The sequence below is a fragment of the Streptomyces yaizuensis genome (assembly GCF_034961445.1).
GTDB classification, from domain to species: domain Bacteria; phylum Actinomycetota; class Actinomycetes; order Streptomycetales; family Streptomycetaceae; genus Streptomyces; species Streptomyces yaizuensis.
In genome coordinates this window covers 199,570-224,062 of record NZ_BSBI01000005.1, presented here as the reverse complement: position 1 = coordinate 224,062, position 24,493 = coordinate 199,570, and the positions used below count along the sequence as shown (strand labels likewise).

At 68.5% G+C, this 24,493-nt stretch carries 18 protein-coding genes; 4 read left to right on the top strand and 14 right to left on the bottom strand.

Features of this window, described 5'->3' with window-relative positions:
- Positions 1-6: 6 nt before the first annotated feature.
- The 11 genes from SYYSPA8_RS14635 to SYYSPA8_RS14585 all read right to left on the bottom strand — a co-directional run bounded on the left by SYYSPA8_RS14635 (position 7) and on the right by SYYSPA8_RS14585 (position 12,097).
- Positions 7-1,242 carry a lanthionine synthetase C family protein gene (locus SYYSPA8_RS14635; protein WP_323447584.1) on the bottom strand — a complete coding sequence of 412 codons (1,236 nt, stop codon included), beginning with the start codon at positions 1,240-1,242 and terminating at the stop codon, positions 7-9.
- On the bottom strand, positions 1,239-4,277 hold the full coding sequence (locus SYYSPA8_RS14630; protein WP_323447583.1) for a lantibiotic dehydratase: 3,039 nt from the start codon (positions 4,275-4,277) through the stop codon (positions 1,239-1,241). Before SYYSPA8_RS14630 ends, SYYSPA8_RS14635 begins: the two co-directional genes overlap by 4 nt.
- Before the next feature lie 74 nt (positions 4,278-4,351).
- On the bottom strand, positions 4,352-4,546 hold the full coding sequence (locus SYYSPA8_RS14625; protein WP_323447582.1) for an FxLD family lanthipeptide: 195 nt from the start codon (positions 4,544-4,546) through the stop codon (positions 4,352-4,354).
- A 70-nt stretch (positions 4,547-4,616) separates the two neighbouring features.
- Complete coding sequence (fxlM, locus tag SYYSPA8_RS14620) at positions 4,617-5,837, bottom strand: methyltransferase, FxLD system (protein ID WP_323447581.1); 1,221 nt, start codon at positions 5,835-5,837, stop codon at positions 4,617-4,619.
- The gene (locus SYYSPA8_RS14615; protein ID WP_323447580.1) at positions 5,834-6,382 is read right to left on the bottom strand and encodes an NUDIX hydrolase; all 549 of its coding nucleotides are present in this window, start codon (positions 6,380-6,382) and stop codon (positions 5,834-5,836) included. Before SYYSPA8_RS14615 ends, fxlM begins: the two co-directional genes overlap by 4 nt.
- Positions 6,379-7,239, bottom strand: coding sequence for an endonuclease/exonuclease/phosphatase family protein (locus tag SYYSPA8_RS14610; protein ID WP_323447579.1), 861 nt, complete (start codon positions 7,237-7,239; stop codon positions 6,379-6,381). Before SYYSPA8_RS14610 ends, SYYSPA8_RS14615 begins: the two co-directional genes overlap by 4 nt.
- Positions 7,236-9,365, bottom strand: coding sequence for a DEAD/DEAH box helicase (locus SYYSPA8_RS14605; RefSeq protein ID WP_323447578.1), 2,130 nt, complete (start codon positions 9,363-9,365; stop codon positions 7,236-7,238). Before SYYSPA8_RS14605 ends, SYYSPA8_RS14610 begins: the two co-directional genes overlap by 4 nt.
- A complete protein-coding gene (locus tag SYYSPA8_RS14600; protein ID WP_323447577.1) occupies positions 9,362-10,150 on the bottom strand; it encodes a Scr1 family TA system antitoxin-like transcriptional regulator in 789 nt (262 codons plus the stop codon). The genes SYYSPA8_RS14605 and SYYSPA8_RS14600 overlap by 4 nt, the downstream gene beginning before the upstream one ends.
- Positions 10,151-10,245: 95 nt before the next feature.
- Positions 10,246-11,211 (bottom strand): endonuclease/exonuclease/phosphatase family protein, encoded by a 966-nt coding sequence (locus SYYSPA8_RS14595; RefSeq protein WP_323447576.1) that lies wholly within the window; start codon positions 11,209-11,211, stop codon positions 10,246-10,248.
- 228 nt (positions 11,212-11,439) lie between these two features.
- A complete protein-coding gene (locus SYYSPA8_RS14590) occupies positions 11,440-11,577 on the bottom strand; it encodes a hypothetical protein (RefSeq protein WP_323447575.1) in 138 nt (45 codons plus the stop codon).
- Positions 11,578-11,815: 238 nt separating this feature from the next.
- Positions 11,816-12,097, bottom strand: a complete 282-nt coding sequence (locus tag SYYSPA8_RS14585; protein ID WP_323447574.1) for a hypothetical protein — start codon at positions 12,095-12,097, stop codon at positions 11,816-11,818.
- 380 nt (positions 12,098-12,477) lie between these two features.
- On the opposite strand from SYYSPA8_RS14585, the gene SYYSPA8_RS14580 reads away from it, so the two are divergent.
- The 3 genes from SYYSPA8_RS14580 to SYYSPA8_RS14570 all read left to right on the top strand — a co-directional run bounded on the left by SYYSPA8_RS14580 (position 12,478) and on the right by SYYSPA8_RS14570 (position 16,264).
- On the top strand, positions 12,478-13,848 hold the full coding sequence (locus SYYSPA8_RS14580; RefSeq protein ID WP_323447573.1) for a tetratricopeptide repeat protein: 1,371 nt from the start codon (positions 12,478-12,480) through the stop codon (positions 13,846-13,848).
- A gap of 29 nt (positions 13,849-13,877) precedes the next feature.
- Positions 13,878-14,684 carry an NAD(P)-dependent oxidoreductase gene (locus SYYSPA8_RS14575; RefSeq protein ID WP_323447572.1) on the top strand — a complete coding sequence of 269 codons (807 nt, stop codon included), beginning with the start codon at positions 13,878-13,880 and terminating at the stop codon, positions 14,682-14,684.
- Between the two features lie 512 nt (positions 14,685-15,196).
- Positions 15,197-16,264 (top strand): hypothetical protein, encoded by a 1,068-nt coding sequence (locus SYYSPA8_RS14570; protein WP_323447571.1) that lies wholly within the window; start codon positions 15,197-15,199, stop codon positions 16,262-16,264.
- A gap of 42 nt (positions 16,265-16,306) precedes the next feature.
- Here the strand turns inward: SYYSPA8_RS14570 and SYYSPA8_RS14565 are convergent, their stop codons facing one another.
- Positions 16,307-17,128: a hypothetical protein gene (locus SYYSPA8_RS14565; RefSeq protein ID WP_323447570.1), complete on the bottom strand. Its 822-nt coding sequence runs from the start codon at positions 17,126-17,128 to the stop codon at positions 16,307-16,309.
- A gap of 201 nt (positions 17,129-17,329) precedes the next feature.
- Between SYYSPA8_RS14565 and SYYSPA8_RS14560 the strand changes: the two genes are divergently transcribed.
- Positions 17,330-17,554, top strand: a complete 225-nt coding sequence (locus SYYSPA8_RS14560) for a hypothetical protein (RefSeq protein WP_323447803.1) — start codon at positions 17,330-17,332, stop codon at positions 17,552-17,554.
- Here SYYSPA8_RS14560 and SYYSPA8_RS14555 read toward each other — a convergent pair whose 3' ends face one another.
- Both SYYSPA8_RS14555 and SYYSPA8_RS14550 read right to left on the bottom strand, forming a co-directional pair.
- Positions 17,555-18,754 carry a hypothetical protein gene (locus SYYSPA8_RS14555; RefSeq protein ID WP_323447569.1) on the bottom strand — a complete coding sequence of 400 codons (1,200 nt, stop codon included), beginning with the start codon at positions 18,752-18,754 and terminating at the stop codon, positions 17,555-17,557. It lies immediately after the preceding gene.
- Positions 18,751-24,000, bottom strand: coding sequence for a P-loop domain-containing protein (locus SYYSPA8_RS14550; protein WP_323447568.1), 5,250 nt, complete (start codon positions 23,998-24,000; stop codon positions 18,751-18,753). The genes SYYSPA8_RS14555 and SYYSPA8_RS14550 overlap by 4 nt, the downstream gene beginning before the upstream one ends.
- Positions 24,001-24,493: the final 493 nt, after the last annotated feature.

Below are 24,493 nucleotides of genomic sequence, written 5' to 3'. Positions count from 1 at the left end.
GGGTGTTCAGGCCAGGGCGAGGAAGGTGTCCCAGTACGGGGTGGAGGCGGTGCCGGTGCCGACGGTGTGGAGCGCAAGGGCCGCTCCGGCAGTGCCGTCGAGGAGTTCGGGGTTCCGGTCGGATCGGTCGAGCGCGGCGATCAGCCGGTGAGCGACGTGCGGCAGTTCTGCGGCGATGGCGGGGTTGCCGGTCTGGTCAGCCATCCGCCATGCGGCGTGGAGGAGTCCGGCTGTTCCGTGGCACAGCCCGATCTCCGGGACCAGGTCCAGTTGGGCCGGGTCACGCAGGGCCGCCAGGATCGCGTTCTCGGCGGTGCGGACGCGGGAAGGGTCGCCGAGCGCGAGGCCAGCGAGCTGTTGGGCGCGGGCTGTGCCCGCCACTCCGTAGCACCAGGAGGGCCGGGGGCGGAGGGCCGGTTCGACGCGCCCGCTGGTCGTCTGTCCGGTCGAGACGAAGCCCGGCCACCAAGGGCTGGCCTCGTCGCCTTGCCGCCATCGGTCGATCCAGGCACAGATCCGTCCGACGGCGTCGGCCAGCCCGGGGATGTCGATGCCGCGCAGGAGCGCCAGCGAGATGACGGACAGGGCCGCGCCGATGCCGTGGGCGAGTCCGAAGTTGCCGTGGCCGCCGGGGAAGTCCGGGGTGGGCTCGCCGTTGGGGGAGACATCGGTCCACCACGGGGGCAGGTGGTCGTCTCCCCGGCCCGTCAGCGGTTCGGTCAGTCGTACGAGGTAGGCGAGCGCATCGACGGTGATCTCGCGGTCCGGGTGGCGGGCGAGGTGGTGGGCGGCGAATCCGGTGAGTCCTCGGATCAGGTCGAACTCCTTCATCGTGGGCCGTTCGCCGCGGTCGATCCGGGCGTGGGCCTGTGCCAGGCGCCGACGGGTGATCGAGATGACAGCGTCGTCCAGCTTCTCCAGCGCGTTGCGGTAGCGGCCGGTCGCGCCTGCGGCGGTGTGCAGGACAAAGGCGAGGGCGGGGGCACCGAGGTAGAGGCCGGCGTTGGGGGCGGCGGTGAGGTCGTCCGAGGCCGCCCTGGAGATCCAGGTGCGGGCGGTGTCCCAGTCGCCGTGCGCGGAGCGGGCCCGTACGACGTGGAGCAGGGCGATGCCCGCCGCGCCTCCGGCCAGGGATTGCGGCCACGCCCGTCCAGCACTGTCCTTGGGCGTTGGGGGGCACGGGTCGGTCAGCTCGAAGGCGAGGGCATCGGCGGCGGCCAGCGCCTCGGGCATCGGTCTCATGAGCCACTCTCTGCTCGTGCGGTCCAGCTCAGCGCGGCGGCGCGGGCGAGGTGCAGGCACTGGCCTTCGGCGTCAAGGTCGACCCCGGCAACACGGGTGTGGTGCAGGTGCAGCAGTTCGGGGAGGAGTACGGTCGCGTCCGCCGTGCCCGCGGTGTCGAGCGCGGCCTTGTAGTCGGCCAGCGCTTCACGCCGCCGGGTCCAGGAGGTGAGGGTCCGTCCGCCGCCGGGTATCCGGGCCACGGCATCGCGGTCATACGGATTCCCCAGGGCAACGGCCTGCTCGTACAGGTCGCGGGCGGGGGCGGTGCTGGTGGTCCGGGTGTGGTCGATGAGCCAGGCCATCGCGTCGGCGGGGTTCCCGACCAGGCCGGTCGTCAGGTCGAGCATGCTGGCGGCGGTCATGGCCTGGGCAGCGGGGCCTCCGGTCGCAGTGCCGGCCTCGATCTGCGCGGCGGCGGCCTCGGAGTCCGCCGCGAAGAACGCTTCGGCAGCGTCGATCGCGGCCGGGCCGCCGAAGCGGGCAGTCTCGGGGAAGTCGGTGTCCCACCGCACCCGCGAGATCAGCCCGGCTCGGCGGAGTGCCCGGGTCCATCCGCCGACCGCCGACGGGACACCCTCGGCGTGGTCGGCCGGAACGACGAGACGGAGCCGCAGATGCTCGTCTGGGTCGCGGTAGGGCAGGAACCACCAGCGCATCGTGCCGCCGAGTTCCGCGAGCAGTTGGGGCAGTCGGCGCAGGATGCCGGCGTGGCGTTCGGGACGGGCATAGAGCTTGATCAGGAACCGGCCGTCGCAGCCGGGGAAATGGCCGTACGCCTCTTCGGTTCCGGTCGTGTGGTTCAGCCACCACGGGGCCCTCCGGCCCCGGCCGGTCCGGGCGAGGGGAATGATCAGTTCGTGGGGGCGCCCGCCGATCCACCCGGTGTCCGGGGTCGTCTCCGCCCGGAGCACGGTGGTGCCGGAACGCCGTATCTGCGCGCGCAGCAGGACCCGGTGCGCGGGTTCGTCCAGGTCGAGGCGGAGGCGCTGGTCGCCGTCGCCAACATACGCCGCGCTCGGTGCCCCGACCTGGTCCCTCCACTCAGCCAGGGAGGCGTCCCACCGCGGCTGGTCCGCCTCGTCCGCGGCGAGGTCGGCGGGAGTGAGCAGCCACCGGGCCGGGGAGAGGATCGTGCGCCCGTAGCGCACGGCGGGGAGGAACGGCAGCGCCGTCGCAGTTCCCCAGTCGAAGACCGCGCAGGGTGCGCTCATCGCGTGGGTGGCCTCGGTCAGGAACCGGACCAGTGGATGCGTGCGGTGGACCGGTTCCACCGCGTTGAAGGTCGCGAACTCCAGCGGGCGCCGTCGGGACCGTGAGACGAGGTACAGGTGGTGGACGTCGGCGGTCACCGCGATGTCGTCCAGGAGTATCTGTTCGCCGTTGCGTTCGTGGCACTCGCCCCACGCAAGCACCGCGGGCAGCACCACGGGTACGCGGGCGACGTTCTCGGTGGACGCGTGGAGCGGGGGCGCGGATATCTGTACGAGTAGGGCGCCGTCGGTCGCGGTCGCCGCCGTCGCGTACGCCTTCGCCATCCGGTCGCGGTCGTCGGCGTCGAGGAGGTGGAGGAACCGTCCGGTCATCGTCCCGGCGGTACGGGACACCCCGGTGACCGCGAGGGTGAACTCCCCTTCCCCGAGTGCCTGGGTGGTGGGGGCGTTGATGCGGACGACCAGCTCGGTCGTCGGTTGAACACCGGCACCGGGTCCCGGCTCGCCGAGTTCGGTGATCATGGTGTCGTCCACCACGATCTCGTGCTGACGGCGCAGGGCCGCGTTCTGCGCGAGGGCGAGCAGCTTCCTGTCCCGTTTGGTCAGCGGAGTGTTCGCCGGGGCGGGCGGTCCGCCGAGAAACCCGGCCGGGTAGCCGAGTCCGGTGTCGCCGTCCACGGCATCCAGGACCGGTACCAAGGCACGGGGCCCGTACCGTTCTAGGAAGCGGCCGTGCCAGCTCGCCCACGCACGGCTGAGGAAGGGCTGGCGGGCCAGCCGTACGAGTGCGGTCGCGGCGCGCGCCGCTTCGTCGGCGACCGCGGGCGGGACCGCTGCTTCTCCGTCGATCCGCAGGTCGATGCCGAGCGTCGGCCCGGAGCAGGGGGCGAGGCTTCGCATCCTGGCCGTGAGCCGGGCTCGGCAGTCCGTGGTGGAGGGCCTGGCCAGTTCGTCGGCCAGCGACCGCAGCCGTACGACGGTGGCGGCGCCCGCGGGGATGTCCTCGGCTCCCGCCGCGTCGAGGGCGGCCAGGAGGCGGTCGAGCGGATCCGTCGCGGTGACCGGCACCCGGAGGTTCGTGACCAGGAAGCGCTGGGTGGTCAGGCCCGCCACAAGCTTGTCGATGACCGCAGCGGGCGCGCGGGGGAAGTCGCCGGCCAGCTTGGCGACGAGGTCCGCGACCCGGATGGAACGGCGTGCCGCGTCCAGGGCCGATCTGACGGGCGGGGTCGCGCGGATCCGTACCCGAGCCGGGGCGCCGCCCGAGCTGCCGGTGCCCCGGTGGTCGAGCACAAGGTACCCGTCCTTCTCGGCCGCCAGCGCATGGGTCCGGACCGTCAGCAGTGGCAGCAGCGCTCGGTCCGCTTCCAACTGTTCGATCACCGTGGTCAGCCACACGGCGTCGGGTCTGCCAACAGCGCGGTGACCGGCGCCAATGCGCACGGCCACTTCACCGGCTATCCGCACCGGCGCGACGCCGGCGAAGAAGCCGAACGGGGTGGCTCGGCTCGACGCCCGCAGAAGGTACCGCTGGACGGCGAGCGTCGCCTTCCGTACGGCGGGGCCGGGCAGGTATCGGCCGTCGCGGATGTCCTGGACGCGTTGGGCGAGCGCCGGACTGGCCTGCTCCAGTGCTTCCGCGAACCCGGGTATCCGAAGGGTGTGCTCCAGCCAGGCCCGCCAGGACTCCGTACCTCCCGCGAGGTCGGGCGGGGGCTGGACGAGTTGCCCCGGGGCCCAGGCCCCGACCCGTAACAGCGGGGCATCAAGGTGCTCGTACACCGGCAGCTCCCATCGCCGAGAGCGGTGCCCGGCCGCAGTCGGCCGGGCACCGCGATCCAGTACTCCGGGGTCCGCTACGGACAGGTGGTCGAGCAGGCGGACTCGCAGGTCACGCCGCAGCCGTCGTCGGTCATCCGGATGAGCCGGTCGGCCGACGGGCCGGACTCCACGATCGAGACATCCAGGTCCCAGTCCTCGAAGTTCTCCTGCTCGCCCGCTTCCTGCGGGTGCGGCGCCACGGCCGCGTCTTCGATCTGCTGAACGGACACAACAACCTCCCTAGTGATGGGTGGTGCGAATGCCCCGTACTCCCATGGCGTTGCCGCGGGGTCGGGGAGTCTATGACCAGGAGAACGCGACGGCGCCGAGCCGCTTCGCCACGACCCCCTCGGCCGGTTCGGCGGTTCCGGCGGGCATCGGCCGGTATGCGATCCGAGCCGCACCCCGCCGCTGGTGGTCCGACGCCCACCGGCGCAGCAGCTCGGCGTAGCGGGCCGCGACCGTCTCGGCGTCGGGTCCGTGGGCGAGGACGCCGCTCTCGAAGCCGCCGGTCTCCTCGTTCGGCCGCTTCGTGCGGTAGGCGAAGCTCCCCCCGCTGACCAGGGCCGGCACTCCGCGCGTCACCGACAGTGCGAGGAGCCCTTGGTCGACCAGGTCCTTGCTGCCGTGGAGCATCACCATCTCCGGCGTGTTCGTCACCAGGAACAGCTCCAGCTCGTCCGGCAGGTCGAAGGCCGCGCCGGACCACACCTCCAGCCGGGGCGAACGTACGGCGGCGGCCAGGGTGTCGATGTCGAAGTCCTGCTTCTGGTCATCGATGCGCAGTGCGAGCCCCTCAGTGATGTGCACGAGCCGCTCGGTGTACGCGCTCGCCCCCTGCATGGGGACGAAGCCGCACAGGCGGTAGCTGTCGCTGACCAGCTCGGCTTCAGGGCCGCTGGCCCGGTCGAACGCGATCGACCGGGTGAGCCCGCGCATCCGGAGCGGTACGACGATCCGGCCGCGCTCGGAGAGCTGGTCCAGCCACGCGGTCGGGATGTCCCAGGCCCCGGCGGTGACGATGATGCGGTCGAACGGAGCCAGCTCCGGCACTCCGGCAGCGGCGTCGGCCCGCACCACTTCGACCTGCTCGTACCCGGCCGCGTCGAGGCACTTCCGGGCACGGTCGACGATCTCCGCGTCGATGTCCACCGAGATCGAGGCGCCGTCCTTGCCGACGAGTTCGGCGATCAGCGCGGCGTTGTAGCCGCCGGAGCCGACTTCGAGGACCCGCATGCCGGGTTCGATCCCCGCCTGTTCCAGCATCACCGCCTGGATGTGGGTGGCCGACAGCGAGCTGAGGGCGGTGCCGTCCTCGTCCCGCTTGACCACCAGGGCCTGGTTGGCAGCGTACGCGGCCGTCAGCGGCTCACCGACGGCGAACAGGTGCCGGGGCACGGCCGCCACCGCGCCGGCGACGGACTCCGAGGTGATCGCTCCCAGATCGCGCAGCTCGCGCACCATGGCCGCCCGCAACGAGGCCGCTTCTTCGTCAATGCCGTTGTCTCGTACCGTAGTCACTTCGTCACCCTACCGATCATGTTTCGCGGTTCTGCCTCATCGCCGGAATCGGCCCGATTCCCCAGCAGCCCTCCGATGAGAGGTCCGTTCCGGGACGCCGGTTCGTCCGGTGCGACCGGCCCTTCCAGGGGAACGGCCGTGGTGTTCAGGTAGTGCTGGACGGGCGGGAAGAGCCCGTCGGGGATGTAGTGGAGGACATCACGGAGGGGTATCCAGGCGATCTCCTCGACCTCGTCGGGTGCGGCACGGTGGGCGGTGCCGGACCGAATGACGCAGGCGAAGTAGTGGATGCGGACACCGGTCGCCGGGTGGAGCCGTTCCCGTAGTTCTTCCATGACGGCGACGACCAGGCCGGTCTCCTCCTTCACCTCCCGTACGACGGCGGCCCGGGGCGACTCGTCCTGCTCGACCTTCCCTGCCGGGAACTGCCAGATGAGCGACCCTTCGGGCATCCGACGTTTGACGAGGAGCAGGCATCCGTCCTGGAGGATCACGCCGGCCGCGACCGCGGGCGTCCCGTCGCCACCGGCCGCTGGCTTTCTCATGCCCTCACCTCGAAGTCGAGCACGACGGGAAGGTGGTCCGATGCCGAGCGTGCCTCGGGTGTGTCGTGGGTGCGGTAGGAGGTGGGGGTGAGTCCGCGGACGAGGATGTGGTCGAGGCGGAGCGGGACCTGTTCGTTGTCCCACCAGTAGCCGACGGTGGCGTCCCGGGGTTCTTTGGTGGTGGTCTGGGGGTCGGTCCATCCGGAGTTCAGGAGGACCTGGATGGCCCTGCGGTCCATGCCGCCGAAGGAGCCGTCGTCGGTGACGAGCCGGTAGCGGGCGTGGAGGTTACGGGGTATCCGGGCCCAGTCGCCCGGGTCCTGGTCGAAGGTGCCGGAGCAGTTGAGGTCGCCTAGGAGGAGGGCCCGGCCGGGGGTGCCGGGGAAGTCGTCGCCGTAGTCGGTGAGCCAGCGGGCCTCGCGGAGGCGGGTGTCCCCGTCGGTGTGGGCGAGGTGGGTGGCGAAGACGAAGAGGTCACCGCGGTCGTCGGTGGCGCCGGCGGGTCGGAGCCGGGCGCGGAGGAGGGCGTGGTGGAGGACCTGTTCGCCGACGCGGCGGTATCCGAGGAGCCGAAAGGCGCCGGGGCGGTAGAGGAGGGCGGTGTGGTTGCGGCCGTCGCCGACGTGCGACCGTTCCATGGCGACCGGGACCATGCCGAGGGCATTGGCGAGGTCGAGCAGCCTGCGCCGGTCTTCGTCTTCCCAGCCGGTGCACTCCTGGAGGGCAAGGAGGTCCGGGCGGAGGCGGGTGAGGATCTCGATCTGCCGTTCGCGACTGCTTTCCGAGCCGTCCGGGTCGAGGCCGCCGTTGAAGGCGTTCCAGGTGACCGCGCGGGCGCGGGTGGCGGCCTCGTTCATCGCTTGTGTCCCTTGGGGAGGCCGGTGATGGTGACGCCGAGGTCAAGGAGGGCCCGGATGCGGTCGGGTGCGAGCCTGCCGTTGCGGGCATCGGCTTTCCGGTTGCTGAGCCAGGTGCCCAGTTTCTGCCCGCCGGGAGCGATGTAGTTCTGGGGGATGTCGGCGTGGCCGTACCGGTCGCGGAAGTCCCGCACGAGCTGGAGGTTCTTCTGGAAGCGGTGCTCGCGGGCGTCCCAGACGAAGCCGATACTGTTGAGGTAGGCCACCGTTTCGGGGCTGGTGAAATCTCCCCTGCCCTGGCGGTAGCGGAGCACATATCCGCCAAGGTTCCGAGGGCCGGGCGCTCCGGCTGGGGTCTTGTAGTCGACGGGGATGTCGAGGTCGCCGTGCGTCTTCTTGTAGTGGTGCAGGCCCTCGAAGAAGACGGCCTGGTCGTGGTCGCGTAGGTTCCACACCATGCCGAGCGCGTTGAGCTGGTCCTGCCGTGCCTGGGGCAATTCGCCCAGGGTGTGGCGGCGGCGGGCGTGGTCGGCGCGGAGCCCGAGAGGGTAGCCGTTGCCGGTGATGTAGTTGTAGCGGATGACCAGGTGCCCGTACTCCTCGCGGAAGACGGTACAGGCCCGTACGAACTCCTCCCAGGGGTCGGTGACCTTGCCCAGGGCGCGGACGGTGATGCCCTCGGCGAACCGGGAGATCACCGGGACGCCGGTCAGCCGGATCCAGTCGGGCAGCTCATACCCTCCGCCGGGCTCGCTGCCTGAGCTTTGTCCGTACGACCGAGCAGCGGCGAGCCGGGTGGTGAAGCCGTCGTCGTGGGCGGCCAGTGCCCGGACGATCTGCCACAGCGGGCCGAACGCGGAGGTGTTGAGCGCGGTTTCGGGGTCCTGTCCGGGGCTGAGGTGGACGGGGACGAAGATGGACGCGGTCTTCTGCCCGGCCGCGTGTCCGCCGAGGCGGAGGGCCCTGCCCACGGCCTGGACGGTGTCGATGGGTGAGTTGCGGGGGGAGATGAAGGCGATGCCATCGACGGCGGGTGCGTCCACGCCTTCGCCGAGGATCTTGCTGTTGGCGACGACGCCGAAGGAGTCGTCGGTGCTGCGGAGCCGGTCCAGGACCTTGCGACGCTGGTCGAGGGGCTGGCCGCCGTGGACGTAGTCCGCCCACACGGTGGTCGGCCGCTCTTCGGGATGAAGGAGTTCGGCAGCCTGGGGAAGGGTGGTGGCGAACCAGCGGGCGTCGCTCACCCGGTTGTGGAAGGTGATCATCCTGCGCAGGCCGTGCTCCCGGGCCGCCCGCAGCAGGGCGACCTGGGTGGCGAGCATCTCCGGGGCGAGCGCGGAGGCTCCCAGCCGGAAGAAGTCCGGATGCTTCCGGGCCGCCCGGGTGACCTCGCGGACCTGGTCGTCGGTGATGACGGGAACGACGGCCTGGTAGTCGGCGAGCAGCCCCATCCTGATCGCCTCGCCGAACGGGAGGCGGAAGACCGTCGTGCCGAAGACCTTCTCGTCGTCCATGCTGATGACGTTGGTGTCGGAGGTCTCGATCCGCGGTGTCGCGGTGAGGTTGAGCCGACGGCGGGCGGCGATCCGCCCACCGTCGTGGACAGCCGCCCACGCCTTGTCCGCCGCGCCGGCGGTGCGGTGGGCCTCGTCCGCGATGACCAGGTCGATCGACGGCATTCCGGCGTCCTGTGCCGCCGTGATCACGGCCAGGCTCTGGTACGTGCAGACGATCGTCACCCGCCCGCTGGTGCCGTGGACGAGGCGAGCGAGATGGTTGCCGTCGGCGGTGACGGTGGCGCGCTGGGCGTCCAGGTCTCCCTGGTGGTAGAGGGCGACCGCCGGGTCCGAACACACCGCGATCACCCTGCCGAGGCCCCGGTCGCCGAGTACCCGCCGCCACTCCCGCACGGTCTGGGTGAGGAGTTCGAGGAGCGGCGCGGCGATCAGCACGATCCCGCCGTCCTGCACCGTCTCCCGCGCGACGGCGGCACCCACCCTGGTCTTGCCCGTACCGCACGCCATCACCGCGGTGACGCGCTCCTCCGTCCGCAGCGCACGGGTGATGGCGGCCACGGCGTCCTGCTGATGCGACCAGAGCAGGGCGGGGTTCCTGGTGTCGGTCACTGGTTCGCCTCCCGCGCGCAGGCCGCCCAGGTCCGGCGGATCAGGTCGAGGCTGGTGTCCGTGGGGAGGGCAGCGGCGACCGCGGAGTCGATGACGTACTGGAGCCGGGCGGCCGGACGACCGGTGGAGTAGATGGTCGCAGTGGCCTCCTCGACATGCAGGCAGCGCTGGTTCGGCAGGCCGAGTACGGTGAGGGTGCCGTGGGGCGGGATCACCCCGGCGTGCAGGGGAACGATCCGGATGCTTGTGCGGGAGTGCTCCGCCAGGTGGAGCAGATGGTCGAGCTGCTCCATCATGATCGCGGGGTCGGATCTCCGTAACAGGACGGTTTCCTCCAGCAGGAGGAGGACCTCCTTGTCGTGGCCGGCGGGCAGCATCCGGGCGGCGATGGCGTCCGGCGGAGGTACATGCCCGACGGGAGTGTTCGTCCACCAGTGCGTCGCGTAGCGCTCGGTCTGCACCAGGTGGGGGATGTTCCAGGCGGAGAAGGCGGTGATCCGGTCCGCCTCGAACTCGCAGCCGGCCACCCGCTCGAACCAGCCGGGCGCGACATCGGCCGCGTAGTCCCCGCCGGCATGGGCCAGGTCCCACAGCGCTCGTACGGCGTCACCGGTGGCCGGGTCCCCGTACGCGGTCAGCAGCCGCTGAAGAGCATCGGCCGAGGGAACCGTCTGGCCGGCCTCCAGCCGGGCCGCCGCCCCGGTCGTCCATCCCAGGCTGCGCGCCGCGTCCCGCAGCAGCAGCCCGCGACGACGGCGTCGGGCCCGCAGGTAGGTGCCCACCATCTGGGCACCTACCGAGGGAACCGTCAGCACCTCACCGGTCCACCGGGCGTCGTCCGCAGGCCGCAGGACAGTTCCCTCGCTGGAGAGTGCGAGCTTCACCGGGCACCACCCGTCGGCGTCAGCTCCACCGGGGCGAGCGGCTCGAAGGACCGGGCCAGAGCCTCCACCGCCTTGCTGTACGAGAGCACCGCGACGACGGCGTGGTGGTCGCTCACCCCGGTCATATCCACGGGGAAGACCTCCAGGACCGCCTGCACCAGCCAAGGATCGAGGTAGAGCCGGTCGATCCGCCGAGGCCCGCCCTGCCCCTTCGCGGACGGGGCGTGTCCGGCCGTCGCGGCGAGTGCCCCCGGCTGGCCAAGGTAGTGGGCGGCGTACCGGGCCGGATCGTGCAGCCCCGCGCTGAGGAGGAGCCGGTCCACCGAGGTACAGCTCACCCGGGACCCGTCGGGGCCCTCGGTGGTCCGCTGCATCATGTGGACGCGGTCGGTGATGTCGGGGCTGGCCCAGTCGATCAGCGGGACGGACTCGCCAACGGGGACCGGGTACTCGTTGCAGTCCCCCGCTCCGACGAAACCCCAGCCCTTCTTCGTCTTGTCCGCCACGGCGAGGATCTCCTCCGCCTCCCGGACCCGGCCGCTCGGCGTCGGGAAGCCGCAGTGCCAGGACATCAGCGTCAGCGGGTTCTCCGCGCCCTGGAGCCGGGCGACGACGTTCGTCGGCGGTGCCCGCCACGGATCCCGGTGCTCGTGGTGCTCCAGGACATCGAGCACGTCCGGGCGGATGAACAGCGCCGTGGCGTTCCGGCTGACCCTCGGCGCGCTGAGAAAGCCCCTCATCCCGAGCACACTTTCCGCAGTGTGCAGTCGGCGCCAGCCGTGGAAGTGGCTGTAGGTCGCCTCCTGCCGGAACAGCACGTCGGGCTTGAACGGCGCGAAGACAGCTTCGTGGGCCTCGATCCACCTCGGAGGAGGGGCGCCGTTCTCGTCCGGACCGCCATCATGCTCCAGATTTGCGGTCATGAGGGTGAAGGTCCGCTCGCCGAAACGCGGCAAACTCACAGGTACTCCTTGATCACTAACGGGGGAAGAGGGCCCCGGCCGCGAGCTGACCTCCCGGCAGCCGGGGCCCGTTCGTGCCGCGTCGGCGGCACGAGGGAAGCGCGCCCTTCGGCGCAGACGGCACCTGACGGTGCGGTCGCCGATGCCGACCGCGATGGGAAGCGCCTCCCGGAGGTCGCCCCGCTGCCCGGCACAAGCACGGGGGTCCGGGCAGGCGAGGCGACCGGTCTACAGAAGATGCGCCGCGAACTGGCTGACCAGCCATCCGCAGAAGCCGGCGAAGAACAGGAACATGCCGAAGATCTTCACCAGACCAAAGCCGGTGGCCTTCAGGGATTTGCGATGTCCGGCGCGAAGCGCGCGCATCGGGTGGAGGACGGAGACGACAACTCCGTGCCGACGGTTTCCGGTCCTTGCGTGCGACGGCGTACTCACAGCCGCCCCCTGTCCATCAGGACCAGTGCCGACGCCATGGGACGGGGGATGAGCACCTCGTCGGGAAGACAGTCCGGGCCGAGCGGCAGCACCTGAGCGGGAGGAGCGCTCCGGTCCGGAGGGCTCACCTGAGTTTCAACAGTTCCGGTACCGGGACACGGATCAGCGTTCAAAGCTGTTCACCCACCAGGTCTAGGAGGTTAAGGACGGCCAGCGCCACACCCCGGGCTTCGGCCACGGAGAGTCGAGCACCCGCCGAATGTGCACATGCCCTTGCTCGTTGTGCCCGATGAACGACGTCTGGCGGGCAGCACACTGCGAGTTTCGGTGCCTGAATTCGGAGGAGGATGTGGTCGAGCACGGCGGACAGCCTCTGGACAGCGTCCGTCTCGGGTTCGGCCGTGGCGTGCTCCCCGACGAGGTCGTTGAGGTCGTCGTAGACCTCGGTCACCGAGTAAAGGTCCAGCTGTAAGGCGGACAGCAGTCGGACCAGTTGGTCCGGGGGAGCCTGGTGCCTACCAGCGGGCGGCATACAGCTCTGCGCCGGAGGAGTAGGGGGCGATGTCTGGCGAAGCAAGATCACACTTCTCGCCTCCCTTCATCGTGTTCGAACCATCACGGGCACTCACTGCGACGGCACTCGTACCGTCGGTAGGGGAGGCAGCCTTTCGCCGGGTGCCGGACTTAGCGACTGTCCTGCCGGGACTTGTGCTGCCGTATCCGGCCTTGATCGAGTCGTTCCAGGTCGGATTGGGGCCACGGGAGGCCCGCGACTTCTTCCACGGAAAGCGGACGCCTAGCGTGGGGCTAAACCGAGTAGGAGGGACCGCCATGGAGGGGTCGAGCCCGACCTTGTTCAGTCTGCTGATCCAGCAGAGAGGATGGACGGACCCCCATGTCTTCGCCCGGCGCTACGCGTCGGCGGCCCGCGAGCTGTCCGTGGCGGAGGGGCCGCCGAGCCTTGCCACCGCCCGGGTGGAAGTGCGGCAGTTCAACCGATGGCTTCGGGGCGACCTCAAGGGGCAGCCCCGACGCGAGGCCCGCAGGATCCTGGAACACCTGTTCCGGCCCACACCGGTGGATGCCCTCTTCAAGCCGCCCGCCCTCTCGCCCTCCGTCACGACGGGCCCCGCCGACAGCGCGGGGGCCGGTGACGCGGCAGGTATGGACCATGCCTTCCCGGGTGAAGATATGGTCATGGCGGCAGCTGAGGAATCAGCGGACTTCGCGGCACGCTTCGAGGGAAGCAATGTCGGGCCAGCGACGCTGGAGCAGCTGGAGGCTGACATCCGGCGCATCGTCAGCACGTATCCGAATCGTCCGGTCCAGTCCCTCTTCGCCGAGGTGCGCCGACTCCGTAACCGGACGTTCGAGCTGCTCGAAGGGCACCAGCGTCCCGACCAAACAGTTGATCTCTATCTCGCCGCTGGAACCCTCTGCGGTGTGCTGGCCAACGCGAGCTTCGATCTGGGTCGGTACGAGGCGGCCGAGACTCAGGCGAGAACCGCTTTCCTGTGTGGTGAGGCCGCCGGTCACAACGGTCTTCGGGCATGGGTGCGCGGCCTTCAGGCGCTCATGGCCTACTGGGACGGAAGGCCGGAGGCCGCCGTGCGCCTTGCCGAGGCAGGCAGTCAGTACGTACCAGAGCACGGTACCGCTGCCATCAGGCTGGCGAGCATCAAGGCCCGTTCCCACGGCCAGCTCCAGCAGTCCCCCGAGGCCCTCGCCGCCCTTCTCGAAGCCGACCGGTTGCGGGACTCAGTCAGCGAGGACGTCCTTCCGGGAATGATGGCCTTCCCGCTCGGGAAGCAGCTCTACTGTGCGAGCACCACCCAGCTCTGGCTGGGAGGCACCGCGGGCCTCAGCAATGCCGAGGCCATGGCCGAGCAGGCCGTGGCCGACTTCAATTCCGCTCCCGCCGGCCAGGTGCGACTGGGAGAGCTGAGCCTCGCCAGAATGGACTTGGCGGTCGCCCGCATGGGGCGGGGCGACCTCGAAGGGGCCGCGATCGAGGTCCACGAGGTCATCCAGGTGAACGGGCAGCGCCGTATCGAGAGCGTTCGGAAACGCTTGGGACAGTTCGGGCGACAACTCACGGCCCATCCCGGGGGACACTCACCCATGGGCATCGGGCTGCGGGAGGCTCTGATCTCCCACCAAGAACGACTCGCACGCGAACTCCCGCCGGGAGGCCCTACATGACGACCGTTACCCTGCTTCATCCTGGCTCAATGGGTGCCACCATCGGGGCGGCAGCCGTGCGCAATGGGCACCGAGTGCGGTGGGTGACGACCGGCCGCAGCACGCAGACCCGGGTGCGGGCCGAGGCCGCTGGCCTCGAACCGTGTGACACGCTCGCCGAAGCGCTCGCCGACAGCGACATCACCCTGTCCATCTGCCCTGCTCACGGAGCCGAGGACACGGCGATGTCAGTAGCCGAGCAGAGGTACGAAGGCATCTTCGTAGAGTCGAACCCCATCACCCCGGATCTGGTGCGCCGGATCAGTAACAGGATGCCTGCCAGGTGCTCAGTGCTCGACGGATCGATCTTCGGACCGTCAGCGGACTCCAGCAGAAGCGCCCGGATCTACCTGGCCGGCGACTCGGGCGCGATGGCGTTGATGGACAGCCTGTTCACGGGAACGGAGGTTGACGTCCGTACCGTCGGCTCCGATCTCGGTACGGCGTCGGCCCTCAAGTTGGCGTTCACCAGCTACCAGCGATCGGCCCGGGTTCTGGCCGCGATCTCGCACGCTCTCGCGGCACGACATGGCGTATCCGATCTTCTGGCCGAGGAGGCACAAGTCATGCCCTCCGATGTCCTCTCGGCTCCGGAGTACCTACCGAGCGTCGCGGCTCGCGCGTGGCGCTGGGCACATGAGATGGATCAGATCGCGGAAGCGTTGCGATCCGCAGGATTGCCGGACGGCCTGGCTGAACTGACCGGTGAGATCTTTCATTACTGGGAAACGGAGAGGGGTCAAAACCCGTCCGTCGAGCGCGTGCTGGCCCTCTTGGCAAGGAACGAAGGCGGTTGACCTGGTATCGCTCGGGTCACACGGCACATCTGCCAAGCCGTACTGGACGATCTTGAGCATGACGCGGCCGAGAAGGTCGTCAAGCTAGTGCCACGAGCTCGGAAGCCCTTCACGGTGGCCAGGTAACCGAGACCAGCACCGCCGACCGCAGATGACCCCACGGCAAAGGGCCCGCGAGCAGGACGAGAAGCGCTCCGTCTGAGCAGCGGCGCAGAGGAGCCCTGGTCAGCTGGTATCTGACCTCCGGCATGCGCTCCAACGGTCGGCGGGCGGGAGTCCTACGGGCGGGTCTACTGGGTGACTGCGGTCCGCCTCGTCCCAGTCGAGCTCATAACTCATGAGCAGGTCGAAGCGTGCAGGGCGTTCACAAGATACCCACACTCCGCGAGCCTCCAGCATCACGTATGTCTGCCGATCGGGCGCAACGCTACAAAATACGGTATCTCCCCGGGGCACCTTCGGTATTCTGCTCTCTTCGCCTGCGGGCGGAGTCACACGGGAACGGTTCATCCATGACTTCGCAACCGACCGGCCTGTTTCCTGTCGCCGACGCCGAGCTTCACGCCAAAGGACGTCAGAAGATGCGCGGCCTCGCGCTGTACATCTCGCGCGTATGGGAAGCTGCCGCCACCACTTCGACTTCGCTCTGTCACGTGCACGGCATGGACGTGGACACCGAGCGGGTCGCCCTGGAGATTCCACCCGCGCTGGCAGCCATCCGAACCCTCGACCAGGATGTGATCCGCGAAAGTCGGAGCCCCGCTGACGAGCGCCGGTACCAGGCTCTTCTCGCGTCCGATCCACAAGGGCAGGTCGTCCGGGGGCTCGTGCTGTTGCGCAACGCGGACATCCACCTGCCGGTCACCATCGATGTCGAGGCTGACCGCATCATCGGGGGTCCGAACCACGTCCGGGTGCTTCCTGCCTGGCAGCCGTACGACCAGCTCCCCGACGCTATCCACGCCAACACCAGAACAAGTCGCAACGTCCACGACGCTTACAGGGCCGCCGTCGGCGGCCATCTGGTGATGGACATGCTTCTCGACGCCTTTGCGTTCTTCCGCCGTTGTGACCCCACCCTGGCCCGGTACATCCCTGGCTCCGAGGACCTGGAGTACTTTCCTCTGAAGCAGTACATCAGCCATGACTACGACCGGCGCCACCCCGACCAGCCCAGCCGGCCTCAGGTCGAGGCCGAGGTGCGCATGCGGGCCCAGCAGACCCCGCCGTTGGGCAAGGAACGGGTCATCGTGCATAGCTTCAGCAGCACCGAGTCGACGATCTACTGCGGCACCACCGTCCGTTCCTTCATCCCCATGGACTTCACGGAATCCGAGGACCAGGTCACACGCGACATCCAGGCCGGCTACCCGCACGTTGCCATCACTGCCGACGGCACCCGCCACGTCGTCTCCGTGGACGGTGGCAAGCGGCTTCTCGCCGACGGCAGCCCCCTCGCCCATCTGCCGCTGCACAGTCCGCGAGATCACCCGCACACCGAGTTCTGTCACGAGAGGTGGCTGGTAGCTGTCACGGATGCTTTCGAGTACCGCGACCAACGGCACCTGCGCGACTGTTAGGCCACTGAACACACTCGGCTGGGGCCATCGGGTGATCCGGACTCAGACCGGCTTGTCGACCACCGTAAGCAGCGCGGCGGCGATGGTGATCAGCGCCTTCGCCTCGTCCCGGCTGTATGTGAAAGTCGAGGTGACGGCGTCCGCGTGAACCGATCCGCTCGTCTGGTCCTCTACAGCCAAGCGGATAGCCGCCCAGCGCTCGTCCTGGCCACGCAGGCGGTTGTCCTTGTTGAGGGGCCAGGTCCACTCGCTATGGAGTCTGATCCACTCCAGGGTGCGCCGGGCCTCCAGGATCGCGCCATCGATGTCGTCCTCAAGGAGACGGCGCTGCGCGGACCGCAGGTGTCCCGCCGGCTCGGCCCTCGGGTCGTCTTCCAGCGGGAAGGGCACCTGCATCTCGAAGGCGACCGCCGGGCCAAGCGCGTTGATCTGATCGACCCAGCGACTCCTGGCGACGCTGAAGTGGAGGACCTCCGTCGTACTCCCCGGGTAGCCGGTCGCCTGCGGCAAGGTCCCCCTCACCTCCAGCTCCATCCGCAGATCCCTGTCACGCGCTTCGTTGATCGCGTGGAGTTGTGCGGAGGTGAGCAGGAACTTGAGCTTCGGACGCTCGACACCGGTCTCCGGCGTGAACGGCAGCATCTCCGTCACCCGACCGACAAGCATCTTCTGGTACGAGCCGTACACCCCGTAGAGGTCGGCCTGGAGCACGAGGAACCGCCCGGCCTCTCCGCCTGTGGGAGCTTTCACCTCCAAGCCCAGCTCCAGGCAGATCGTGCCCAGCCCACGAATGAGCTGGACACTCTCCTCCCGGACACCGAGGACGAATTCCCCTGCCCCGGCGTCGAAGCGCATCACGTTCACGAGCGGTCCCCTTGTCGTACGACTGACCTGCTGATTCTTCCCCAGGTGCCGTCGCCGTTTCGCCTCCTTTCTCGAAACCGCCGACATCGCCGTCGGAGACCCGATCGCCCGGTGCGGCCGGCAGGACAAGGGGCGCAAGCGCCTCCTCGACCTGGGGGGGAGAACTCGTGGATGCCCGGCAGCTACGACACCGCCTGACTCATCGAGGTCCTGGAGCAGATGAAGGTGTTCTACCGCAGTGAGTCGGTGATCTTGGTTTGGGGCGATTTTTCCGCACACTGGAACCGGGCAATGCGGGCCGGGGCAACCGAGCGGGACTGGCTGCCCCTGGAACGGTTGCCCGCTTGCGCTCCCAAGCCGAACCTGGTGGAGTTGCTGTGGTCGCTGGTCAAGAAACGCGACTCTCGAACCTCACCGCCGACGTGATCAATGGTTGCGGTCATCCGTGTTGATGATGGGGCTGAGCTGCTCTGCTGGTTGGTGAACAACTCTGAGACCGGCGTGACAGCGAGTGGCACCAACGATGTTGTGGAGGCGGGTGAACAAGTCGGGTCGGATCAGCAGATCTGCCCCCTCGATCGCCGGCAACAGGGGTTTGTAGTGCCCGTCGTGGATGAGGTGGCCTCGCCATTGACGGCCGACCAGTGCTTCTCCTTGTGCGTCGTTGAGGCTGAAACCGCAGACCCCTTCCGTAGGTTCGAGGCCGAGGGCAGCGATGACGCTGACAGCCGGTGCGAGGACGAAGTGAGGCAGTCCCAAGCCGTGTGAGGGGAGGGGCGCGTTGACTAGCGTGGTGGTACTGGCATCGGTCAGAGCCACGAGGGGTTGGTCTGTGGCGCCGATATGTCTTGCTGCCGCGGCCGTCTCGACGAGGTGAGGTGCCAGACGCCGCAGTGGGCGCGTCCACAATTGCCAGGGAGCTTTAGCGAGGGGCAGTGGGCTTGACGGTGTATCGCTGCCATCGGCTTCCAGTCCGACGATGATCTGTATCTGGCGGGCGGGCTCATCTGCTGGATACCGCCGTGCAGGGGTGAGTTGCCCCTCGGCGAACCCTATCTGTACCCATCCCTCGTGGGGGCCGCCGCTCACACGAGGGAGTGCCGCGACGCCGCCCGGCAACCGTAGTAGACCCGCGACTGAGTAGAGTCCCGCAGGTGGCCAGAGAGCCGGTTCGCTAGGGCTTTCTGTGAACCAGGGGGCAGGGTCGAGTGACCACTCCAGAATCTGCGGGCGGGTGAGGGGCCGCGGCACGCGGGCCAGCTCCGCGCGCAGCGCCGCTCGTGGATCGTCACGCAGGCTCGCGGACGCGTTGCGTTCAAAAATCTGCGCTTTGCCACTCATCTGTCCGGATCGGGCAAGCGCGACGCGCAGCCCGGCGGCAGCTTGCTGAAGGGCGTCTTCGGCAGCACTCTCGTCCGCCAGGTAAGCGTCGGGCCATTGAGTCCCACTCGGGTGGGTGAGCAAGTCCAGCTGTTGACCCATCAACGTTTCCACCTGCTGAGGGAATGCCTCAGCAACGAGGTCGACAACGGTCTCGCGCAGCCCCGGAGCCTCGCCCGCGGAAATGAGACGAGTCCCTAGATGATGATCGACGATCTCGGTCGCTACCTCTTGGGAGTTCGTCATGATGTGCCCTCCCTGCGAGAAAAGACGGCACTTACGGCACGTGTGAGTGTCGGGTGGGCTGGCGTTGCGGGGGGCGGAGGAGGCTGATGCCCGGCGCTCTTAAGGATCGCGGAGGCCTCGGCCCGGACGGACAGCATGTCACTGCCGCACAAGGCCACGAGCCGGTCGAGGAGTGCCGCATCCAAGGGGCCCGGTGGGAGGTGATCACGTAGAACGGACAGGAGCCAGGTCAGTGGCCCGGCGCCGAGAGAGAAGGGGAGCACGTTCGCAAGTGCGGTCTGGGCTTGCCCGGGACGACTCGCCAGCAGCACAGTCGTTGCGATCAAGGCGCGGCGTTTGTCGCCTCGTTCGGGCAGCGCAAGGGTGGCCAGGGCAAGAGTGCACAGCGCGGTGTCGATGTCGTGCTGCGTGGCCGGTTCCGGGCTCGGTTGATAGACACCGTCATCGAGAGGGGCTTCGCCGGGTAGGCGGTGGGCGATGACTTCATAGGCCGCGTCCCAGCAGGAGAACGCGTCAGCGCCTGGCGTCCGGTCGAGCGGGGCCTGTGCGGCGAAGGCGGAGACCAGGGCCTGGCTGACCCCGAATGTCCGGTCGTATGAGGCGCCGGCCACGGCGCGTGCCACTTGGCTGGCGAGCAGGCCGGCTGCGAGGGTGGGGTCCGCCTTGCGCGCCTGCTGCCACAGATCGGTCCTCTCCTTGCCCGCGAAGGAGTGCCAGCCGCCGCCTCCCCGTATCGTGGTGAAGGCGAGTACGCTGGCCGTCGCGGCGAGCGGGCCGAGGGCGTCGGGAGCAGCCTCCTGCCGCAGACAGAGCCCGGTGGCGATATCGGCCAGAACCTCACGCGGCTTGAACACACTCGTGTCTTCGGCAAGCCGGTGCAGCAGTCGGGTCACCGCATCGGTGCCGTGTCGGTCGGCGATCTCCAGGAGCCTCCACCCGACTGCATTGGCGAGGGCGTCTGCCGACCACCGAGGGCCGGGAGGACCTTTGTATGGCTTGTCATCGTAGTCACGAACTGCAGCCAAGGCACCGGCAGCACCTTCTGGCAGTGTGGGGCGCTGTTGCGCATGAAGGTAGGCGTCTGTGGCGTAGCGCCCTTCGGGACCGGACCAATCGCGAGAGGCCTTGGCCTTGGCCTGTTTCCGTGACCACATCGGACGGCCTTCACCGCCGCACTGCTGCGCTGCTGCGGACAGCGCCATGGCCGGTGTGCCTCCGGCACCGCGAGAGGTGGAGACGAGGCTCTGGTCGTCGTAGGTGGCGGTGATCGCGTTGGCCAGTACCGGTAGCAAGCGCTGTGCCCGTGCCGCATCGTCGCGGGGTAGGTTCGCAAGCCTGCGAAGAAGAGCGATGTCGGTGTCGAGGCTGCGGCCCGCGTGGCCGGCAGCGATCCTCAGCGCGGCCAGAATTACGGGGTCGGCCGTCTCGACCTGTGTGGCGAGCAACTGGTGATGGGCTTCTTCCACTCGGGCGTCGGGCAGGCCGGGCTCAGCCAGTAGAACCCGGGCTCCCAGTTGTGCGGCGGCCTGCGGATCCAAGCGGGCCAGCAGCCCCCACCATCTATGGGGGATTCCACTGGTGCCTCCTCGTCCGTTGGTGTGCTGGGAGACGAGGTAACTGAGAGACTGCACGCGGGCGAGGCTCTCGCGGGCGCGAGCAGGTTCGGTCTGGAGGAGCTGGGTCAACGGATCGAGCAGTTCGCTGATGGTGACGTCTTTGTGGCCGCCATAGGCACCCATGAACCGGGCGGCGCGGTCCCAGCACTCCTGTGCTGCTGGCAGATCGCCGCAGGCGAGACTCACACGGGCCATCTCTAGCTCGAAGTCCGCGTCTTCCGCGTACAGAGCCCGGCGGCCTGCCTGTGCTGCGCGCAGGGTATCCATGAGTTCGCGCACGACACCGGCTCCAACCCTGCCGACGCTCTCGGCGAGCAGGGACACCAGTTCCGTCATGACGAGGGGCCCGCTGCCGGCCATGCCCATGAGGGATGTGGTGGTTCCGTGACTGATGGACTGCAAGGCCGTGATGCCCAGCGCTACGTCCTGGTCCCGGAGCACGGCGACGGCATCGTGCAGTACCTCTCGCACCAGTCCGTGGATGGCGCCGAGATCGCTGGCCTTGGGGCGGCCCGCGAACGGCTGATTGTGCTGGGCCAGCTGCTCAAGCGCCACGCGGGCGGTCAAGGAAGCCGTCTCGGATGGAATGACGCCCGCTTCGACATCGTGGCGCAGGCCCAGGGTCGCCACGGTAAAGCGCAGCCACGCACGGTAGAAGCCGACGCCTTCACAGAGCGGGAGCAATCGGGCCGTGGCCTGTGGGTCGCTGGCATGGGCCACGGCAAGCAACGACAGCCACCTGTTCACTGGAGTCGGCAGGTCGCTGGCGTGGTCGGCCAGCACCTCCCGCGTAGCCTTCTCAAGAACATCGGTGATGCCACGGGAGAAGACGTCATGCACCAGATCCGCCACGGGCACGCCGTGACGGAGCAGACGTCGTGGGTCGCAAGGCCCACTTGCCCAGGCCGCTACGGCCAGCATGCGTGCTGAAGGCAGCTCTCCTCCAGCGTCGGCCCGGGCGTCGGCGAGACACAGCAGAATGGCCACACGCCGGTCAGCACGTTCAATGAGCTCCACGCTCGCCATCAGCGCCTTGTGCCCCAGACACTCCAGCACTACGCCCAGCGCACGCTCAACAGTCCGCAGATTCTCCTGGTCAAGGAAGTGCGCCACTCTCTGCGCGACCGGGCGCGGCGCGGCATCGCCGTTGGTATTCCTGCGTGGCTGTCTGATCCGTCCACGCAGCTCCGCGAGGAACACAGCGTCGTCAACGTCAGAGCCGTAACGGACGTTGTCGTCACGTTCTTCGTCCCAGGCCGCCAGGTACGTCTCCCACGGTGCGGCCAAGCCAGCATGATCGACAGCCGCGCACAGCTGCAGACCCCATCGCGCCATCATGGTGCGCTCGCCTTCGTACATCAGGCTCGCTGCCACCCGGTCGGCTCCGCACAGCGTCACCAGGACATCGGCGTACGGCACGAGGGAGCCCGGCAGGCCCTCTTCCTCGTAGGTCACTCGGGCACGGCTGAGTTCGACGCAGCGCACCAGTGTGGGCCAGTCATTCCGGGCTGCCGCTCGCTGCGCGGCCACGGTCAAGGTGTGGACGATGGCCTGTGGGGGCTGCAGACCGGCAATCGCGCGGGAGAGGAAATCGGGTGCGATGTGCGAGGCCAGCTCTTCGTCCTGACCCAAGGCGGACAGAAGCTCCGGCAGGTGCCGGAATGCCCGCGGGTCTGTGAAGAACCCGCGCCCGGTGAGCCAGGCGGCAGCCTGTTTCCTGACGAGTTCGACCCACCCCTGATTGTTGTCGATCTTTCGGATGAAGCGGCTGAAACTCTCATGGTGGATCTTCAGCCCGCCGATGCCCGGCTGCTGCGCGACAATCGGTGCCACGCTTGTCAGCGCGGCGCCCAGCAGCGGACCCGGTAGCGGGAAGATCTCTCCCAGCTCCTGTGCGGTGACGGCGAAGTCGCAGATGGCGAGCATGCTGACGGCCTGCCGCTGTTCGCTGGTAAGGCCTTTGAGGAGGTAGTCGTAGTAGTCGTCGAGGTCTTGTGCCGAGGAAGGGACCGCGCGCAGACGCTCCAGAGGGTCCTCAGCGATGTCTCGTACCGAGAGCGATGCCACAACGGGTGTCGGTCCCAGCGCCTGTCGGCATAGGTACGTGGCATAGAGGGCATTTCCCCGTGAGCGCTCGTCGATCAGGCCGACAGCGGCCTCTGCGAGGTCAGCGGATGGCTGTTCTGAGCCCGATTCCGCCAGGGCCGACAAGACACCCAGCCGATCCGCCAGCGTATACAGCTCTCCACGATCAAGAGCAGGGACCGTCAGGTGTTCCGCGCGATCGCCCAGGGCTTGGAGATGGAGGCCGGGCTGGCTGGCCAGGACCAGGACGACACCGGGAGGCAGGCTGAGAGCAGCGAGTTCCTCGACCAAGGAGGCGGCCGGGTCCGAATGCTGCTGAAACGCGCTGCCGGTGATGCTCCCGAGGACCCGGCTGACATGGTCGAGCCCGTCCACGATCAGTGCGACCGGCTGATCCGGAACCAGGCTACGTACGGCTGCAACTGCGGCCGAGAGTGTCTCGGAGGTTGCCGCGTAGCGTGGTCTGATCTGCGCCACAGCCTCTGGGACGGCCGTCTGCAACTGGTGGAGAAGACTGCCGATCACCACTTCGGTCAGGACGCGATCGCGGAGTCGCTCGTCATCGCTTCCCAGCCAGCAGTGATGCCGCGCAGCGACCCAGGTGTCCCGGAGGGCATCACCGAGCTGCTCGGACAACCAGGACTTGCCGACGCCAGGACCACCGGTGATCACGACGACACCGCCAGACCGGGCCGCACTCTCCACGGCGGCCATCATGCCCGTAAGAACTGCGGGGCGGGTCACCTCCGCAGCACGGTCCACGGGGCGCCCTTCCTGGGCGGCCCCGAAGTCGACCCTCAATGCCATACGGGGAGCCAAGCCTTCGAGGGCAACCGTCCCCGCTCTGGCACGGGCCTCTTTCGCCGCCTCGATGAGGGCCAGGGCTACATCTTCAGGTGCACGGTCCCGGTTCGGCGGCCGCCCGGCGCCGAGTTCCTCGCGGACACGATGCAGCAATGCAGCCTCGGCCGGCCCTGGCTCGCGAACATTGAGCGAGCATGCCGGTACCCCTGTGTCGACGATCAAAGAGGCGCAGGCGTTGCTGAGCAGGTCATCGCCCACATCGACGAGTATCGACCGCCACGGCTCGTGTTCCCGCAGCGCAGTGGCACTGAACCGAAAGCGCCTGCTGCTGAGTCCCGGCAGCGCCGGCCCCGGGTCGCTGCTCGCGCTGAGAGGCTGCAGCACCCGGGACAGACCAAGGTCATCAGGTTCCGTGTCGCGTACCACGAGCCGGTGCGAGGTGCCGGGGTCTGTTTGCAGGTCCTGGTTGACGGAGGAGAACAGCAGATCCAGTTGCAGGCCGCGCTGGTCCTTGGTGAAACTCTTCAGCGACAACGCGCGATCGTGACTCGTGTGTTTGATTTGCAGCCGCTCACGGCTACCGTCGGCCCACTCGCAGGTGATGTCGTCGAACCGGTCCCCAGCGAACATCTTCGTGTCGACAAGTACCGACCTCGCACGTCCCACCGCCAGATCCACCAGACGCAGTGCGGTCAGCAGATCCTGATAGGCATATCCAAGATGTGTCGGGCGCAGGTCCACACTTACCTCCAGCACGCCCTGGCTTCACAGGGACGTTGGCCCCGGGCATGATTTTGCATGAACCCTAACCTCAGCAGCCCCATCGCTGTCCGGTACATAGCTTCGTATTGAGCCGCAGTGGCGGGACGAGTCTGCGAGGAGGCAGTGCAGCGCCAGGGGCAGGGTGTCGCCAGCGTCTTCCCAGCCTTAGTTGTCGACCCTCCACAACGGAGGCAACGTGTCCGCCCTCGCACGCGTGCAGCGCATTCTGCGGGGCCGTCCCAAGACCGTCCCCACGTCGATCCGAGAGAGCGGCCGACTTGATGCCGAGCCAGCGCCCAGGCAAGAACCGCAGGAGATCGCGTACCACATGATCTGACGAGTCATCAGCAAAGTCAGCATTGAGTCAGCATTAGGTCTACCTGACCTGACCATAGAGCGCCAAACCCGGGAATGATCACAACCCGCCCGGCGCCCGCCGGAGCAGTCTCGCAGGCCGTTCCGGCGGGCCTGG